The organism is Pantoea sp. RG18 (genome assembly GCF_025910075.1).
In the GTDB taxonomy this organism is placed as follows: domain Bacteria; phylum Pseudomonadota; class Gammaproteobacteria; order Enterobacterales; family Enterobacteriaceae; genus Pantoea; species Pantoea agglomerans.
This window is the reverse complement of the sequence record NZ_JAPCIL010000002.1, coordinates 1153480-1169313: the sequence shown is the minus strand read 5'-3', so window position 1 is coordinate 1169313 and position 15834 is coordinate 1153480. Positions and strand designations below refer to the sequence as shown.

Genomic DNA, 15834 nt, shown 5'->3' with positions numbered 1-15834 from the left:
GATTATCCGTGACCGATGAGCCAGAGTGCGGCGGTAACGCACAGCACAAACAGGGAGAGATCAAACAGGGTGGGATGCCAGACATCGCCGGAGTAGATCCAGCCACGCACCAGAGGGTGGATCAGCAGCCAGAAAAAGAAGCCGAGGATCACCGCTTTGAATATCGGCGGGAAAAACAGTGAGGCGCCCACCACCAGATCGGTCAGCGGATTCGCACCTGAAAAAGCAGGAGTGAGCACGTGATAACATCCTTCGTTAACCCAAACGTCAGAGTGAAAGCGCTGCCACGTTATCGTGGCCTGGTCCGGGATTTGTAATTTGTCCTGTAAACTCGCAGAATAGTGTAAAATCTGGCTTGATAGCTAGCAAGCTAATTATAAGGAGATGAAATGGATACGCCCCTCGGAACGGATTTATCTCGCCTGGTGCGCATCTGGCGCGCGTTGATTGATCAGCGGCTGAAGCCGCTTGAGCTGACTCAGACTCACTGGGTGACGTTGCACAATATTCATCAACTGCCGCCCGAACAGTCGCAGATTCAGTTAGCCAAGGCGATTGGTATTGAACAGCCTTCGCTGGTGCGCACGCTGGATCAGCTGGAAGAGAAAGGATTAATCACCCGTTCGACCTGCGCCAACGATCGTCGTGCCAAGCGCATTAAGCTGACGCAGCAGGCCGAGCCGATAATCGAACAGGTTGAGAGTGTGATTGATGAGACGCGGGACGACATTTTGTCCGGCATCAGTCGGGAAGAGATCAGTCAGATGGTGACGCTGATCGCCCGGCTTGAGAAAAACATTCTCGAACTTCAGCATAAAGAGAAATAAAAAAACCGACGCCCAGGCGTCGGTTTTTTGTTTAGCTTCATTAGCGAGGTGAAACCGTCACCTGGCTGCCGTTGGATGCCATCACAACACGCTGGCCAACAGAGTAACGCGTGGCGGCCTGTTTCTGAACCACCATGATGGTGTTGCCATCATCCTTACGGATTTCCAGCTCAACGCCATCGGTTTTATTGACTGCGCCCTGTACGCCCTGGCCTGCTACGCCACCCAGAACCGCACCACCGGCTGTCGCCAGGCTACGTCCGCTGCCGCCACCAATGGTGTTACCCAGGAAGCCACCCAGCACCGCACCACCGATAGCACCGATGACATTGCTCTCATCGCCGCCCTGGATTTTTACCGGACGTACTGAGACTAAGGTACCGTACGAAACGCTCTGCACCTGCTTAGCTTCACTGGCACTGTAGGTATCACCCGACAGCGTACTGGTATTGCTACAACCTGCCAGCATCACACCGGCCAGAGCGACCACAATTACACGCTTAATCATTTGAAACTCCTTTAGTCGAGAAGGTGCCACGTTTACCGCTGTATCCTGCTCACAGTATAAGACACAAACCTGGCAAATTAATCCCTGTCCGAATAAAACACGGCTGGACGAAGCATAGACTATGCAGGATCAACAATAATTCAATCGTGGATTAAAAATAGTCCCATTACGTTATCAGTCAGCACGATTGGATAAAAAGAATTTAATCATAGAATTAGCGATCATTATTTGTCAGGCTAACCGCAGATGAATCGCACTTCCCGCCGGAAGTAAGGAATGGCTATGAAATCAGGACGCTATATTGGGGTAATGTCAGGCACCAGCCTGGATGGAGTGGATGTGGTGCTGGCTGCCATTGATGAAAATATGGTGGCGCAGCAGGCGAGCTACTGCCATCCGATGCCACCAGAACTGCGTCAGGCGATTCTGGCGATATGTCAGGGACAGTCCCTGACGCTGTCGCAGCTCGGCCAGCTTGATACCCGCCTCGGCCAGCTGTTTGCTGAAGCGGTAGTGACATTAATGAAGCGCGAATCGCTTGACGCCAGCGATATCACGGCGATTGGCTGTCATGGTCAGACCGTCTGGCATGAGCCACAGAGTGACGCACCCAATACGCTGCAGATTGGCGATCATAATCAGATCGTGGCGGCCACCGGCGTCACCGTGGTAGGAGATTTCCGCCGCCGTGACATGGCGCTGGGCGGGCAGGGCGCGCCGCTGGTGCCTGCCTTTCATCAGGCGCTGCTGATGGATGCTACTGAACGCCGCATGGTGCTGAATATTGGCGGCATCGCCAATCTCTCGCTGCTGATCCCGGGTCAACCGGTGCGCGGCTTCGATACCGGCCCCGGCAATATGCTACTGGACGCCTGGATCTGGCGTAATCAGGCTCAGCCGTATGACAAAGATGCGCAGTGGGCGCGCAGCGGGTCGGTGATTCCGGCACTGCTGGAGGCGCTGCTACGTGAGCCCTGGTTTGCGTTGCCGCCGCCGAAAAGCACCGGGCGCGAACACTTCAACCTCAGCTGGCTGGAGCAGCATCTGCGCTATTTCCCGGGTCTGGCTGCGCAGGACGTGCAGGCTACGCTGGTCGAGCTGACCGCCATCACCATCACGCAGCAGGTGTTACTCAATGATGGCTGCGACCGTCTGCTGGTGTGTGGCGGCGGCAGCCGCAATCCGCTGCTGATGGCACGACTGGCAGCGCATCTTCCGGGAACGGAAGTAACGACTACCGATGCGGCGGGTGTTAGTGGTGACGATATGGAGGCGCTGGCGTTTGCCTGGCTGGCTTTCCGCACGCTCTCCGGCCTGCCGGGCAATCTGCCTGCGGTAACGGGCGCACGGGAAAAAAGCGTGATTGGCGCAATCTTTCCGGCGAATTCACTCTATCGACGCTAAGCGCGGAGTCGGGGGCAATCTGCCCCCGCAGGATGACAGGTGGCCGTCAGGCGGCGCCGGAGAGATGCGTCAGGTTGCGAACGCCAGTAATCACCGAGGCAACCATGGTTTCACGTCGGGTAATCACCTCAACCTGATAAAACCGGCTGCGGTAGGCGATGGAATAGATAACGGGATGGTACTTATTACCTTCTCCGTAGCGGGAGTAGTGCGCTTCAAGCGCACGAGTCGCTGCGAGAATATGGGAGGGTTCTTTATCACCGCGGATGATTTGCTTCATTCAGTTCCTCAAATGCTGTCACTGGAGTCACGTCGCACGCATGGCGCGTAGCGCTGGCCTAAACACTGAACATCTGACTGCTAAACATTTAATCACTGACTGGGTAATGACTGACTCTGCCGCGGGAAGATGACAGAAAGATGATCCCCCGAGGCTGTTAATTATTTAGCAGCCGCCGGGTGATCCAGCAAGGCAGGAAATTGCAAATTCATCCAAATCGCAGAGGCGGTCAGATCAGCTCCGGCCAGGCCACGGCCGCAACGCCATTGAGTACAGGTTTTGAGAACAAAAAGCCCTGAAACTGGGTCACGCCTGCCGCTTCAAGCCACATCCACTCTTCCGGCTGTTCAATACCCTCGGCGATAACACCGATCTCCAGCGAGGAGCAGCATTTCAGAATGGCATGAATGATCGCCTGCTTCGGCCCACTTTTATGCACATCAGCGATGATGGTACGGTCGATTTTAATCTTGTCGGGCTGAATGCGCGTCAGCAGCGACAGGCCGGCAAAACCGGCACCGAAATCATCCAGCGCCAGGCTGATGCCGGCCGCCTTCAGCTGCCTGATGGCGGCTTCAAAGGCCTCAGGCTGCGAGATAATTTCATTCTCGGTGAATTCAACCATGATCTGCTCTGGCACCAGTCCCTGCGCAGCAATCTCATCCAGCAAAAACGGGACGGCGTCGGGCACTTCCACCAGCGTCATCGGCAGCAGATTGATCGACAGAGTCATTCCCTCAATCCCCAGCTGCTTCGCCTGGGCGAAGGCGATCTTTTTCGACCTCAGATCGAGCTGATAGAGCTGCTCACGTGACAGTCGGGCAAAATAGTCGAGCGGCGGTTCACCCTGCGGGCCGCGCAGCAGCGCTTCCAGCGAGACGATTTCGCAGGCGAAGGGGTCAACGATCGGCTGAAAAGCAAAGCTGACCTCATCCGCAGCCACCAGCGATGCGTTGCCTTCACGCTGTTCTGACTCGTCACAGATAAACGTCCAGCCGCTGGCGGCCGGGATCTCAAAATAGTTCTCTTTTTCCCGCGCTTCGACAAAGGTGCGCAGGAACTGCAGTGCGCGATCGGCATAGGTCAGCTGATACTTTGTGGTGCACTTTGCCAGCACCGCCTCCAGTACCGTCTCTTTATCATGCAGCCGCAGATCGAACAGCTCCATACCGACGTGGCCAAAACGGCGTGCCGGGGCGTAATCGCGCAGCAGTTCGACCAGATTATGGTGGCGTGGATCCTGGCAAATCCGGCTATAGACTGCATTGACCGCCGCCTCCGGACCTTCCAGCAGCTGGAAAAAATGCGTGCCATTGAATAATAAAATTCCGGTGACGCTTGAGGATTTATTGATTTTATTCGCTTTCCGCGCCAAACCATTCAGGATCTCAAGCGGCACATGTTCAGTAATGTGGCTGCGATAGATGATTGTCGACAACATAAAGGTTTCCGGAATTTTTTATTTTTTGTTATGGCACCTTACCAGAAGCTTCTTCCGGGGAAAACGAGGGCCAGTACGTCTTTCTCACTCTGACTCTGTTTTAATCAACCGGCAGCGTGGTATTGCCCGTTCCCAGAGAGCGCTGCATAAAAACGGTATCCAGCCAGCGACCCTGTTTAAAACCTACCGAGCGCAGGATACCTGTCATCTCAAAGCCTGCGGCGCGATGTACGGCAATCGAGCCCTGGTTCTCGCTGTCGCCGACGTTGGCGATCAACTGGCGGAACCCTGCCTGCTCAGCCCAGCGGATTACATGGTTTAACAGGCGCGAACCGGCTCCGCGCTTCTGAAATCCGGGATCGATATAAATTGAGTCTTCCAGCGTATGCCGGTAGGCATGGCGCGGGCGATAAGGCGTCAGATAGCAGAACCCACGTACTTCTCCGTCGCTGAAAGCGATAAACCACGGCAGGCCCGCCTGCTGAATCTTCCGCATCCGCTCGCCAATCTCTGCCGCGTCGGGCGGCACTGTCTCAAATGAGCCGGTGCCGTTAAGGACATGCCAGGCGTAGATCTGCTGAATCGCCGTGATGTGGCGTTCATCTGCCTCAAAAATTTCCATTATGCGGTTTTGCCCCGAAAGTCTGCACCTGGTGGAAAAACAACGGTATAGCGGGCGATGTGAGGGCGCAATATAAATATTACGCGCTCATGAAATTTTATGAGTGCGTCGTTCGGCAGGATTATTCCTGGCAGGAAGCAGATAAAAAATCACGTCGGTTTAGTGCCACTACTGAATGGTAATTAAGCCTATTCTGAAAACAGCGTCAGCCGGATGATCCGGGCCGGCATTAAGGCTATTATCTTCGCGGTTCTGATGGGGTTGATTTATTAAATGGAGGCGCAGCGTGATGCGATTTGTTGATTTTCTGAATAGTAAGCAGGGGCTGCGTGCAGCAAGAAATCACTGCTTTGAATTAAATGGTGTGGTACTGGGCCATTTTACTGCGTTATTCCTGCATGATAACCAGATTATTTTTACCAAAGATGGTAAGCAGTGTGCTGTGCCTTATTATCTGGGTCCCGAAGAAGATTTGCTTCAGCAGAAAATAAATCCACGCATTAAAAATATCCGCGCGATCTGAACGGACGCCGCGATGAGTTTATCGCTTCAGCCATAACACCTGCGTAATATTTCCTCATTCTCCGGGCGATAATATTGGCACTGTCTGGTAAATAGCATCGACGCTATTTCTAACTTCCCTGTTTTCTGCCAACCCATTCGTTTACGCCTGCTTATTTAGCCGACTCGCTGCTGTTCTGCGCGGGTGCAATAAACAGCAACAGCAGGGCGCTGACCGCAAACAGCGTCAATGCCGTACTGGCACCCAAAGAGGCGTAGAGCTGACCAAACAGCAGCGATCCCGCTACCTGGCCCACCGCCAGCATAAAAAACAGGATGCCGACGCCGGTCGCCGGATCTTCAGCAGTGGCGCGTGCGCCCCACACCAGCAGCACGCCCGATAGCGTGACGTAACCTGCGCCACAGCAGGCAACCGCGATCGCTAAACCGGTGGATTCGCCCCGACTCCAGGCCAGCACCAGCAGTGGCACTGCCATCCCGCACAGTGAGAGCCGGTATACACCCTTCAGCCCGATACGGGCAGCGACCGGCCCGGTTGCCGCACCCACGATGCCTGCGCCTCCGGCAATCAGCCAGAGTAAGCGGGCGGTCTCCTCATCAACACCGACATGCTGTCGCAGCAGCGCTGACCCAAAGCTCCACCAGGCTGCACTGACCAGACCCGAAATCAACGCAATACTCATCAGACGATGCATGGAGCGGCGATACAGCCGCTGGTGCCAGTGACCCACTCTGGTGGGGCGGCTGGCGGCGTGACCCGATAACACGCGCATCACCGGCAGCACACAGGCCAGCGACAGCAAAGCGAACAGCAGACAGGCGGCACGCCAGCCGCCGGGCAGAACGCTCAGGATGACCACCGTCAGGATAATGCCCGCGCTGGTGCCGGCATTGATCAGGGTATTGATGCGCGGCTGACCCGCAGCAGGGATTCGATCGCTGACCGCCGCCGCCAGGGCAGGTGAAGCCAGACCGGCACTCAATCCGGCAATAAAGAGTCCGGCCGCCAGCAGCAGCGTTGATGAGGCACAGGCGAGCAGCAGCAGACCCGCCGTCGCACTGAGTGAGGCCAGCAGCGCCGTCAGCCGGGTGCCATAGCGATCCGCCAGCGCGGCTGCGGTAAGTATGGTGAGGCAATATGCCAAAAAGCTGCAGGCTGACAGCATACCCGCCTGCTGCGGGTTGAAGGGGATCTCCGCTGAGATAGCGGGCAGCATCAATCCCCACGAGAAGCGCGCCATGCCATAGGTCACGGCGATCAGGCTGAAGCCGGTCAGCGCCAGCGCGATGGGCGCTCTCATCCTGTCGCCCTGTTCTGAAGTAACTGACTGACGACCTGTGCCGCCTGTTGAGCAGCGGCGGGACCGGTAATCAGCGCCGTGGTAATGGCACCCTCAAAGAGTATCCAGATGGTATCACTCAGCGACTTATCTTCAGCACCGCGCAGATGCGTCACACAATGGGTGATATAAGCCCGCATCGTGGCCCGAAAGGCCAGCGCCTGAGCGGCCAGTTCGCTGTCCCGCTCGGCATACTCTCCCCAGGCTTTAAGAAAGAAGCAGCCACGGGCACCGTTCGCTGCCGTCCACTCGCCCAGCACCCTGAACAGATGCGCTATCGCATCAGGCTGTTGCGGTGGCAGCAGATCGGCCATAAAGCGCTGCTCGCGCGCGTCGAGTACCGCTGCGGTCAGCGCTTCGCGTGAGGCGAAGTGATGATAGAGCGTGCGGGTAGAGACGCCCGCTTCGCGACAGAGTTGGTCAGTGCTGGTGGCGTGGAAACCGTGGGTGTAGAAGAGCCGCTCGGCGGCCTGGATGATATCGTTTCTCTTTTTCATGCTTTAAAAGTAAACCGATCGTTTTACTTTTTCAAGCCGGTCGCTGTTAATTACGCCCGCTGGTATTGATAAATCCCTGATGCCAGGGGAGCTGGCGTTCCGCTTAAAGGCACGCTGTGCACCACTTTCACTCTTATTCAGGTTCAGTTTATCAATACTCATAAATACCCCTGCGGGGGTGATCTTTTTCAGCTTCTGCTCTAATCATATCTGAGTAGCGCGTCACCCATGGTGCGCGGATTTATTTTATAATGTGTTGTTTTTTAAGTTTTATTTTGTTTTTTGCTTTTTTTGTGATGCATTAGCAGTATAAATGTAAGCGGGGCGACAGTGAGGGTGAGGGCGTTACAGCGCGTGGAATGCCTGAAGCGACATCAGCAATGAAAAAGGGCATATTCTCAAAGTCAGCCAGACTCACGCAATAAAGTGGTTTTAGGGATAATTCTCAGTTAGTTTAATAAAGCTTCAGATTACAAAAAAAACCTCTTACGAATTTTGGTTCGTTTTTTAAGATACATACAGCAACTATCAGGATGACTACCATGCTCAAAGCCAGCTACTATTATCTGTGCCCGCGTCCCATGGGTGGATGGATTTTACACAAAGAAGGTTGCGTTAATCTGTCAAAGAACGATAAACGCGTTTTTATTGGTTCGCTTTATACTCGCCAGCAGGCGCTGGCCGTGGCGAAAGTCCATCACGCTAATGCCATACTCTGTAATGCCTGCCTGAGCACTTTTATTTGCCCGACCAGCAGCAGCACGGCAATTAAACCGGCACGCGCGGCAACGCCAACCCGTCATACGCCAAAACATTAATTTGTATGCAGGCAGTTATTGTTCTGCTGTGGCAGAAGGATAATAAAGGGAATTAATGCTGCGGGCCGGTTAGAATAAAAAAAGGCAGCGTAAAGACGCTGCCCTGCTCTTTATTTAAGCCTGTTTAGGCTGGCCATTTGAGGCGGTAATTCCGCCATCGACCGGCAGATTAACGCCGGTAATATAACTGGCTTCATCGCTGGCAATAAAGAGAATGGCACGGGCGATATCATCTGCTTCACCGGCCCGGCGCAGTGGAATACGGTCGTAAAAGCGCTCCAGCAGCGCCTGATCCTGTTTGGCATCTTCGGTCAGATCGGTAAAGGTAAAGCCGGGACAGATTGCATTGACCCGGACGCGATCTGCGCCGTAGTCCATCGCCAGCGCACGGGTGAAGTTGGTAATCGCCCCTTTAGCCGCGTTGTAGATGCTCATGCCCCAGTCGCCGCCTAAGCCGGAAACTGATGAGATGTTAACCACGTTGCCTTTGCTCTTTAACAGGGCAGGCATGAAATAGTGTACGCCGTGGAAGACCCCATCAAGGTCAGTTTTCATCAGGGTTTTCCATGCGTCGAGATCGACCTCATGGATGCGGCCCTGCACGATGACGCCGGCATTATTTACCAGCACGTCAACACGGCCATACTTCTTCAGCACGGTTTCTGACAGCTGTTTAACCTGTGCGGCTTCTGAGACGTCGCAGGCAGCCACCAGGTGATCGCCTGGCGTCATGTCGGCCAGCGTCTCTTCCAGTTTCTGCGCGGTACGGCCCACCAGCACCACTGATGCACCCTCTTCAGCGAAGCGTTTTGCGCTGGCTTCGCCAATGCCGGATCCGGCACCTGTCACAACCACAACTTTCTGCGTAAATCTGGACATTATGCCTCCTTTTCAGCATCAATTCTCACTGTTAACAACCGGTTAAGCCTGGCAGCGATCGCCAGAAACACAAGCGCAGCGCGAAATGCGCTGCGCCAGATGACTGCTTTTTAACCGGGTCAGCGGCTATGGACGTCTGAACAGGGCGAAGCTGCGTCCTTCCAGTTCGAAATCCTTCTCCTTGGTGATCACCAGACCGCGCTTCGCGGTGTCGCTGGTGGTCAGTTCCAGCACCCAGCCGCCTTCACCAAACTGCGGGATCTGGAACGGTACATTGCCTTCAAACGGATTGAACAGCATCAGGACGTCGTGCCAGATGCCTTCCTCGGTCTGGAGGTCCGGTCGGCCGATATAAACCCCCAGCGTTGAGCCTTCATCCCACTGCTCAGCCTGCTGGAAGCCGCCACCGGCGTTAAACCATTTGATATCCATGCCATCACGCCAGTTTTCACGGCGCAGTAACGGCTGCTGAGCACGTAACGTCAGGATCTGGCGGGTGAACTCGCGCAGCGCCTCGGCAGATTCCGGCAGGTTATCCCAGTGTACCCAGGAGATTTCGCTGTCCTGGCAGTAGCCATTGTTGTTGCCCATCTGGCTGCGGCCAAACTCGTCGCCCGCCAGCAGCATTGGCGTACCGTGTGAGAAGATCAGCGTGGCGAGGAAGTTGCGCTTCTGACGCTCACGCACCGCGTTGATGCTTTCATCATCGGTCGGGCCTTCAACCCCGTAGTTGTAAGAGCGGTTGTCGTTGTGGCCGTCGTTGTTGTCTTCGCCATTCTCCTCGTTATGTTTGTCGTTGTACGACACCAGATCGTTGAGGGTGAAGCCATCGTGTGCGGTGATAAAGTTGACGCTGGCCCATGGACGACGACCGTGCTGATCGTAGAGATCGCCGGAACCCAGCAGGCGGGCGGCAAAGTCTGTGGAGACGTTGTTGCCTTTCCAGTAGTCACGCACCGTATCGCGATACTGATCGTTCCATTCTGCCCAGCCTGGCGGGAAGCTGCCCACCTGATAGCCGCCCGGACCGATATCCCAGGGTTCACCAATCAGCTTTTTCTGCGACAGGACCGGGTCCTGCATGATGGCATCGAAGAAGCCGCCGCGCGGGTCAAAACCATCAGGCTCGCGACCGAGAATAGTACCCAGATCGAAACGGAAGCCGTCGATATGCATTGATTCTGACCAGTAACGCAGCGAATCGAGCACCATCTGCAGCACACGCGGATGCGAGGTGTTGACGGTGTTACCGGTACCGGTGTCGTTGATGTAATAGCGATGCTGGTCTGGCAACGTACGGTAATAGGAGAAGTTATCGATGCCTTTAAACGACAGCGTTGGCCCCAGTTCATTCCCCTCGGCGGTGTGGTTGTAAACCACGTCGAGGATCACCTCAATACCGGCATCATGGAAGGCTCGCACCATGTCACGGAAGCCCTGAATGCCGCGCGGCCCAAAGTAGCGGGTGGCGGGGGCAAAGAAGTTCAGCGTGTTATATCCCCAGAAGTTTTTCAACCCTTTATCCAGCAGGTGCTGGTCATCCGGGAACCAGTGTACCGGCAGCAGTTCGACCGAGGTAATGCCCAGGCTTTTGATGTAGTCGACGGTCGATTTGTGGCTCATGCCGTCAAAGGTGCCGCGCATTTCAGGTGGCAGGGCGGTGTTGAGCTGCGTGAAGCCCTTAACGTGGGTTTCATAGATGACGGTTTTCGGCCACGGCACATTCGGGCGGTTTTTATCCTGCCAGTCGAATTCGTTGGGATCGATCACCCGGCACTTTGGCGTAAACGGCGCGCTGTCGCGGCTGTCGAAGGTCAGATCTTTATCGTCATGATAGAGATCGTAAGCGAAGTGCGCCTCGTTCCACGCGATGTCTCCCGCCAGTTCACGGGCGTAGGGATCGAGCAGCAGCTTGTTCGGGTTAAAGCGATGACCATTTTCCGGGTCATAAGGGCCATAGACGCGATAGCCATAGAGCGCGCCGGGCTGAAGGCCCGGAATATAGCCGTGCCATACTTCATGGGTATATTCCGGCAGCTCCAGACGGGCAATTTCCGTTTTACCGCTGGGATCGTACAGACAGAGTTCAACCCGCTCGGCGTGGGCGCTGAACAGGGCGAAGTTCACGCCCTGACCATCAAAGTTGGCCCCCAGTAAATGGCTGTATCCCGCCGTAATTTCAAAACGCTGACTGTTTGACATTTATGCCTCGTTATTCAATGAACAGATTGACGCGTAATAAAAAAAGTTCTTTCCGGAATTCACTGTGCCACCAGCACGGCACACCACTGCGATGCCAGCCCGGTAAGCGGCAACTGGTCGCCCGCAGCCACCGTTTTACCGGTCAGCACATCCTGGTAGCGGCGCTGGCCCAGTGCGGTGGGCAGCGCAATGACCGTGTCAGCCCAGCGTGCAGCGGGCGGCTGGTCGAGATTCTCCGGCAGCTGGTTAAAGACCCGCCGTGATACAACCACTATCACCGCCTGATCCTGTCCGGTGCGGGCAAAGGCCAGCACATTATTCTGCTGCTCGCCCTCTGCCGACAGTGCCAGATAGTCACCGTAGCGGAACAGGGCAGGCTGCTGCTGACGCAGCGTCAGCAGCTTCACAATCGCCTGCTGATTGACCTGACCGCGCAGCCAGTGCGCCTCGCTGCCGTCGTGCTGTGGCGCGTTAAGCATCGCCGCCAGCGCGTCGAAATCGGGTTCGCGGCGGTTATCGGGATCGACCAGGCTGAAGTCCAGGGCCTCGCTGCCCTGATAAATATCGGGTACGCCAGGCGCCGTAAGCTTCACCACAGTCTGGGTCAGACTGTTGACCAGACCGGCACGCATAAAGGGTTGCAGCGACTGGCAGAAGTCACTGAGGAAGGTGCTGTTGGCGGGCGCAAGCAGGTGACGGGCATAGCCCAGCACTGCCTCCTCATAGGCGTCGTTGTTGTCGGCCCAGTCGGTACGCAGCTTTGCTTCACGCAGCGCTTTTTCCACATAGACCACAAAGCGGGCTTCCAGCGCCGCCAGACCTTCCGCATCCTGCGGCTGCAGGGTGGTTGGCCAGACGCCCGCCAGCGCTTCATACAGCATCCACTCCACGGCCGGTTCGGGTGCCGGACCATCTTTCAGACGTACGACCTTATCGTGGTTCATCTCCCGCCAGCGGTTGACGCATTCCGCCCAGCGTTGCGGCGCTTCGGTAAGGGTATAGAGTCGCGCACGCGCATCTTCACCGCGCTTGGTGTCGTGTGTGGAGGTGCCCGACAGCGCATCGGGCTGATGTTCGCGCCGCGCCTGCATTTCAGCGTGAAACTGATCCAGCGAGAAGTGGCGCGCCAGCGGTTCAGCGCCCACTTCATTCAGCGCCAGCGCCATGTGCTGACGGAAGAAGAGGGTATCTTCCACCGATTTCGCCATCAGCGGTCCGGTCAGCTGCTGGAAGCGGGTGCGGAATTGCGTGGCATCGTCGCGAGCGGAGTCGGCAACCTCTGCGCGCAGAATATGGGTCAGGAAATCAAGCGCCTGGCTGTCGGGCGCATGGGCACTGGCTTTGACCTCGCTGACCACCTGTTGCAACAGCGCGGTGTCGGCTGGGGTCAGGCCCTGCGGCGTACCGTAGGTGCGATAGACCGGGAACGCCACCAGCAGTTCACGCAGCGCATTCTTTAGTTCCGCTTCCGGCTGTGGCGTGCCTTCTGCGTCGGCAATCTTCAGTGCCAGCTGCAGTAACCGGTTAAATTCACCGGCAAAATTGCGGTTTGCCATCAGCAGTTTGGCGGCGCGCAGCTCCGCTTTCATATCAACGGTTTTACCGATGACGGCCTGATACGCTTTGCGCAGTCCGCTCAGCTGATCGCTGTCGACCAGCAGATTGGCGAGCGCGGCCATAAATTCATATCCGGTGGTGCCGGAAACCGGCCATGCATCAGGCAGCTGTTCATTGTCACCCAGGATTTTCTCCACGGTGAGATAGCAGTCGGGACCGGCAGCCTGGCTTAACTGTTCCAGATAGCCGTGCGGATCGGCCAGGCCATCCACGTGGTCGACGCGTAAGCCCTGCACCGCACCGCTGTGAACCAGTTCCAGGATCAGCTGATGTGCGGCATCGAAGACCGTTTTGTCTTCCACGCGCACGCCTACCAGACCGGTGACTTCAAAGAAGCGACGGTAGGAGAGATCGTTGGGCGCATCGCGCCAGGACATCAGCCGCCACGGCTGCTGGTCATGCAGTTCAGCAATCTCTGCCGCGTCGCGCAGGGCGAGCACCGCTTCTTCCCGATCCTGCCAGGTCTCAGGTGCCAGCGGATAGAAATTGTCGAAGTAGGCCAGCGCCGGTTTGCCGGTCTGCGGATCGCGCTTCACGCTGATCTCGCCGTTGGCCAGCACCGCCTCAAAGGTGTCACCGAGGAACGGCAGCGTCAGGCGGCGTGACCAGTCGATATCGAAGTAATGCGCATAGCGGCTCTTTTCGCCATGCTCAATGACGTCGCGCCACCACGGGTTCTCCAGCGAGGCGGCCATATGGTTAGGCACGATGTCGAGGATCAGCCCCAGCCCGGCGGCTTTCAGCGCAGCAGCCATGCGATCAAATCCTTCACGGCCGCCAATCGACGGCTCGATCTGGTTAACGTCGGTCACGTCATAGCCGTGGGTCGATTCAGCAGTAGCGCTGAAGATCGGTGACGCGTAAAGATGGCTGATACCCAGCTGTTTCAGGTAGGGCACCAGCGCCGCCGCACGGTCAAACGTCATGCCGTTGCGGAACTGAATGCGGTACGTTGCGGTTGGAATATTCATTCTGCTTCTCTCTTAGCCAGGCGAACCACGATAGCGTTGGGAATCAGTTCGCTGGCGGCCTGCGGCCAGGCAAACAGCGTTTCGCCTGGCAGATCGGGGATCGGCTGTGTGCTGTTGCCGACGTTCAGCGCCAGTGACAGCGTGCCCTGCGGGAAGTCCCAGCGCACCGCGAGGAAACCTTCCGCCGTTTTCACCACCTGACCTGCATCGCCACCGGCGGTCTGCAGCAGCGGCACGATATGTTGCTGACGCAGGGCCAGCAGCTGACGCGTCAGCGCCAGCCACTGCTGACCTTCCGGCGTTTCTGTTCGCTGCCAGTTAAGCTTCGACTGTTCAAAGGTGGTGACATCGTTAGGATCCGGCACGGTTTCGCCGTGACCGGCATGGCCTTCAAACTCTCTGGCGCGACCTTCACGCACCGCTTTGGCCAGATCGCCGTGGAAATCGGTGAAGAACAGGAACGGCCGGGTTTCGCCATACTCTTCACCCATAAACAGCAGCGGAATATGTGGCGAGACCAGCAACATCGCCAGCAGCACCTGGGTGCGCTCTGCGCCGGCCAGGCTGATGAGCCTTTCGCCCTGCGCACGGTTGCCCGTCTGGTCATGGTTCTGGATGAAGTCGACAAAGGCGACCGGCGGCTGGCTGCTGCTTTTCACGCCGCGTGGTTCACCCGACTGCGGCGAGACTTCGCCCTGATAGACAAAGCCTTCTGCCAGCGCCCGCGCTACCCGCTGTTCCGGCTGGTCGGCGAAATCCTGGTAATAGGCGTGGCTTTCACCGGTTGCCAGCACATGCACGGCGTTGTGGAAGTCATCGTTCCATTCGCCGGTAAACAGCGGAGCGTCCCCGTTTTCGTCACGCGGATGCAGGAAGGTGACGTTACGGCAATCTTCGGTGGTCAGATGAATAGGGCGATCGGTAATCGAGGCGCGGATGCGCTCAGCAATGTCAATCAGCACATGCTTGTCGCTGGGATCGTCAATCTGATCGATGGCGTCAAAGCGCAGGCCATCCAGATTAAACTCCTGCAGCCAGTAGAGCGGCGCTTCCACGATATAGCGGCGCACCGCATCAGCGTCATAGGCGATACCGGCGCCCCACGGCGTCTGGCGCTCTTTGTGGAAGAAGTCTGGTGAGAGCAGCGGCAGATAGTTGCCCTCCGGGCCGAAGTGGTTCAGCACGATATCCAGCACTACCGACAGACCGTGGCCGTGTGCTGCGTCAATAAAGGCTTTAAAATCATCGGGTGTACCGTAGGCGGCATGCGGTGCATAGAGCAGCACGCCATCGTAGCCCCAGCCGCGATTACCGCCGAATTGCGACACCGGCAGCACTTCAATCATGGTAATGCCGGTTTCAGCCAGCGTTGGCAGCTTCTCAATCGCCGCCCGGAAGGTGCCCTCAGGCGTAAAGGTGCCGATGTGCAGTTCATAGACCACCGACTCCTGCCATGGACGACCCTTCCAGCTCGTGTTCTGCCACTGATAAGCGTCAGGATCGATCACCAGCGACGGGCCATTGACCTCTGCTTTCTGAGCGCGGGCGGCGGGATCGGGCACCGCTGTACCATCGGCCAGCACATAATCATATTCGGCATTGGCTGCCACACCAGCGACCTGAGTTTCAAACCAGCCGTCAGCCTGCGGCGTCATCTCAATGTCTTTACCGGAGAGCCGCAGCGTCACGCGTTGCTGACCGGTTGCCCAGAGGCGGAAACGCACCTCGTCGCTGGCAACCCGTTCAGCGCCCCAACTTTTAAAAAAAGATTTGGATTCCATTCAGTTGCCTCATTTAGCCTGGAAATGCGCGATGGTGGCCACCGCACGAAAAGGATGTCGATGACGCAAGCGTCAAAAAATCTTAAAGCTATCAGCGAGACCAGGAGGCCAGGTGGGCTGGCGCG

16 protein-coding genes are annotated in these 15834 nt (G+C 56.7%); 4 read left to right on the top strand and 12 right to left on the bottom strand.

From position 1 onward, the window contains the following. Positions 1 to 2 precede the first annotated feature (2 nt). A complete protein-coding gene (locus tag OK409_RS05900) occupies positions 3 to 239 on the bottom strand; it encodes a DUF1656 domain-containing protein (RefSeq protein ID WP_010245554.1) in 237 nt (78 codons plus the stop codon). Positions 240 to 389: 150 nt separating this feature from the next. Between OK409_RS05900 and slyA the strand changes: the two genes are divergently transcribed. Further along, the gene (slyA, locus tag OK409_RS05895) at positions 390 to 827 is read left to right on the top strand and encodes a transcriptional regulator SlyA (protein ID WP_010245551.1); all 438 of its coding nucleotides are present in this window, start codon (positions 390 to 392) and stop codon (positions 825 to 827) included. A 40-nt stretch (positions 828 to 867) separates the two neighbouring features. On the opposite strand, the gene slyB is transcribed toward slyA, so the two are convergent. Beyond that, entirely contained in the window at positions 868 to 1335 is a 468-nt protein-coding gene (gene slyB / locus OK409_RS05890) for an outer membrane lipoprotein SlyB (RefSeq protein ID WP_010245548.1), read from the bottom strand. 282 nt (positions 1336 to 1617) lie between these two features. Here slyB and anmK point away from each other — a divergent pair, with 282 nt between their 5' ends. Next, on the top strand, positions 1618 to 2739 hold the full coding sequence (anmK, locus tag OK409_RS05885) for an anhydro-N-acetylmuramic acid kinase (RefSeq protein ID WP_033767108.1): 1122 nt from the start codon (positions 1618 to 1620) through the stop codon (positions 2737 to 2739). A 46-nt stretch (positions 2740 to 2785) separates the two neighbouring features. On the opposite strand, the gene OK409_RS05880 is transcribed toward anmK, so the two are convergent. From OK409_RS05880 to OK409_RS05870, 3 genes are all read right to left on the bottom strand, one after another. Continuing rightward, positions 2786 to 3019, bottom strand: coding sequence for a DUF4060 family protein (locus OK409_RS05880; protein ID WP_010245542.1), 234 nt, complete (start codon positions 3017 to 3019; stop codon positions 2786 to 2788). Positions 3020 to 3248: 229 nt separating this feature from the next. After that, positions 3249 to 4460 (bottom strand): diguanylate phosphodiesterase, encoded by a 1212-nt coding sequence (locus tag OK409_RS05875; protein ID WP_010670046.1) that lies wholly within the window; start codon positions 4458 to 4460, stop codon positions 3249 to 3251. Between the two features lie 100 nt (positions 4461 to 4560). Then, positions 4561 to 5082 carry a GNAT family N-acetyltransferase gene (locus tag OK409_RS05870; protein ID WP_192033630.1) on the bottom strand — a complete coding sequence of 174 codons (522 nt, stop codon included), beginning with the start codon at positions 5080 to 5082 and terminating at the stop codon, positions 4561 to 4563. A gap of 289 nt (positions 5083 to 5371) precedes the next feature. Between OK409_RS05870 and OK409_RS05865 the strand changes: the two genes are divergently transcribed. Beyond that, on the top strand, positions 5372 to 5605 hold the full coding sequence (locus OK409_RS05865) for a hypothetical protein (RefSeq protein WP_010670048.1): 234 nt from the start codon (positions 5372 to 5374) through the stop codon (positions 5603 to 5605). A 151-nt stretch (positions 5606 to 5756) separates the two neighbouring features. On the opposite strand, the gene OK409_RS05860 is transcribed toward OK409_RS05865, so the two are convergent. The 3 genes from OK409_RS05860 to OK409_RS05850 are packed head-to-tail and all read right to left on the bottom strand — an operon-like array spanning position 5757 to position 7603. Beyond that, positions 5757 to 6905 (bottom strand): MFS transporter, encoded by a 1149-nt coding sequence (locus OK409_RS05860; RefSeq protein WP_264366860.1) that lies wholly within the window; start codon positions 6903 to 6905, stop codon positions 5757 to 5759. Next, positions 6902 to 7441, bottom strand: coding sequence for a TetR/AcrR family transcriptional regulator (locus OK409_RS05855; RefSeq protein ID WP_250488577.1), 540 nt, complete (start codon positions 7439 to 7441; stop codon positions 6902 to 6904). The genes OK409_RS05860 and OK409_RS05855 overlap by 4 nt, the downstream gene beginning before the upstream one ends. 3 nt (positions 7442 to 7444) lie before the next feature. Further along, complete coding sequence (locus tag OK409_RS05850) at positions 7445 to 7603, bottom strand: hypothetical protein (protein WP_022625733.1); 159 nt, start codon at positions 7601 to 7603, stop codon at positions 7445 to 7447. A 380-nt stretch (positions 7604 to 7983) separates the two neighbouring features. On the opposite strand from OK409_RS05850, the gene OK409_RS05845 reads away from it, so the two are divergent. Continuing rightward, positions 7984 to 8259 carry a hypothetical protein gene (locus tag OK409_RS05845; protein WP_010670051.1) on the top strand — a complete coding sequence of 92 codons (276 nt, stop codon included), beginning with the start codon at positions 7984 to 7986 and terminating at the stop codon, positions 8257 to 8259. A 114-nt stretch (positions 8260 to 8373) separates the two neighbouring features. On the opposite strand, the gene OK409_RS05840 is transcribed toward OK409_RS05845, so the two are convergent. From OK409_RS05840 to treZ, 4 genes are all read right to left on the bottom strand, one after another. Beyond that, a complete protein-coding gene (locus OK409_RS05840) occupies positions 8374 to 9138 on the bottom strand; it encodes an SDR family NAD(P)-dependent oxidoreductase (protein WP_264366859.1) in 765 nt (254 codons plus the stop codon). Positions 9139 to 9264: 126 nt separating this feature from the next. Beyond that, on the bottom strand, positions 9265 to 11340 hold the full coding sequence (gene glgX, locus OK409_RS05835; RefSeq protein WP_264366858.1) for a glycogen debranching protein GlgX: 2076 nt from the start codon (positions 11338 to 11340) through the stop codon (positions 9265 to 9267). A 59-nt stretch (positions 11341 to 11399) separates the two neighbouring features. Continuing rightward, positions 11400 to 13928, bottom strand: coding sequence for a malto-oligosyltrehalose synthase (gene treY / locus OK409_RS05830; RefSeq protein ID WP_264366857.1), 2529 nt, complete (start codon positions 13926 to 13928; stop codon positions 11400 to 11402). Then, the gene (gene treZ, locus OK409_RS05825; protein ID WP_264366856.1) at positions 13925 to 15709 is read right to left on the bottom strand and encodes a malto-oligosyltrehalose trehalohydrolase; all 1785 of its coding nucleotides are present in this window, start codon (positions 15707 to 15709) and stop codon (positions 13925 to 13927) included. The genes treY and treZ overlap by 4 nt, the downstream gene beginning before the upstream one ends. Between the last annotated feature and the right edge of the window lie 125 nt (positions 15710 to 15834).

What these genes read in the sequence shown, in the direction of transcription:
- OK409_RS05880 (WP_010245542.1), bottom strand. Translation starts at nt 3,019, where the DNA reads ATGAAGCAAATCATCCGCGGTGATAAAGAACCCTCCCATATTCTCGCA.
- OK409_RS05845 (WP_010670051.1), top strand. Translation starts at nt 7,984, where the DNA reads ATGCTCAAAGCCAGCTACTATTATCTGTGCCCGCGTCCCATGGGTGGA.
- treY (WP_264366857.1), bottom strand. Translation starts at nt 13,928, where the DNA reads ATGAATATTCCAACCGCAACGTACCGCATTCAGTTCCGCAACGGCATG.
- OK409_RS05855 (WP_250488577.1), bottom strand. Translation starts at nt 7,441, where the DNA reads ATGAAAAAGAGAAACGATATCATCCAGGCCGCCGAGCGGCTCTTCTAC.
- OK409_RS05860 (WP_264366860.1), bottom strand. Translation starts at nt 6,905, where the DNA reads ATGAGAGCGCCCATCGCGCTGGCGCTGACCGGCTTCAGCCTGATCGCC.
- OK409_RS05840 (WP_264366859.1), bottom strand. Translation starts at nt 9,138, where the DNA reads ATGTCCAGATTTACGCAGAAAGTTGTGGTTGTGACAGGTGCCGGATCC.
- glgX (WP_264366858.1), bottom strand. Translation starts at nt 11,340, where the DNA reads ATGTCAAACAGTCAGCGTTTTGAAATTACGGCGGGATACAGCCATTTA.
- anmK (WP_033767108.1), top strand. Translation starts at nt 1,618, where the DNA reads ATGAAATCAGGACGCTATATTGGGGTAATGTCAGGCACCAGCCTGGAT.
- slyA (WP_010245551.1), top strand. Translation starts at nt 390, where the DNA reads ATGGATACGCCCCTCGGAACGGATTTATCTCGCCTGGTGCGCATCTGG.
- treZ (WP_264366856.1), bottom strand. Translation starts at nt 15,709, where the DNA reads ATGGAATCCAAATCTTTTTTTAAAAGTTGGGGCGCTGAACGGGTTGCC.
- OK409_RS05875 (WP_010670046.1), bottom strand. Translation starts at nt 4,460, where the DNA reads ATGTTGTCGACAATCATCTATCGCAGCCACATTACTGAACATGTGCCG.
- OK409_RS05865 (WP_010670048.1), top strand. Translation starts at nt 5,372, where the DNA reads ATGCGATTTGTTGATTTTCTGAATAGTAAGCAGGGGCTGCGTGCAGCA.
- OK409_RS05850 (WP_022625733.1), bottom strand. Translation starts at nt 7,603, where the DNA reads ATGAGTATTGATAAACTGAACCTGAATAAGAGTGAAAGTGGTGCACAG.
- OK409_RS05870 (WP_192033630.1), bottom strand. Translation starts at nt 5,082, where the DNA reads ATGGAAATTTTTGAGGCAGATGAACGCCACATCACGGCGATTCAGCAG.
- slyB (WP_010245548.1), bottom strand. Translation starts at nt 1,335, where the DNA reads ATGATTAAGCGTGTAATTGTGGTCGCTCTGGCCGGTGTGATGCTGGCA.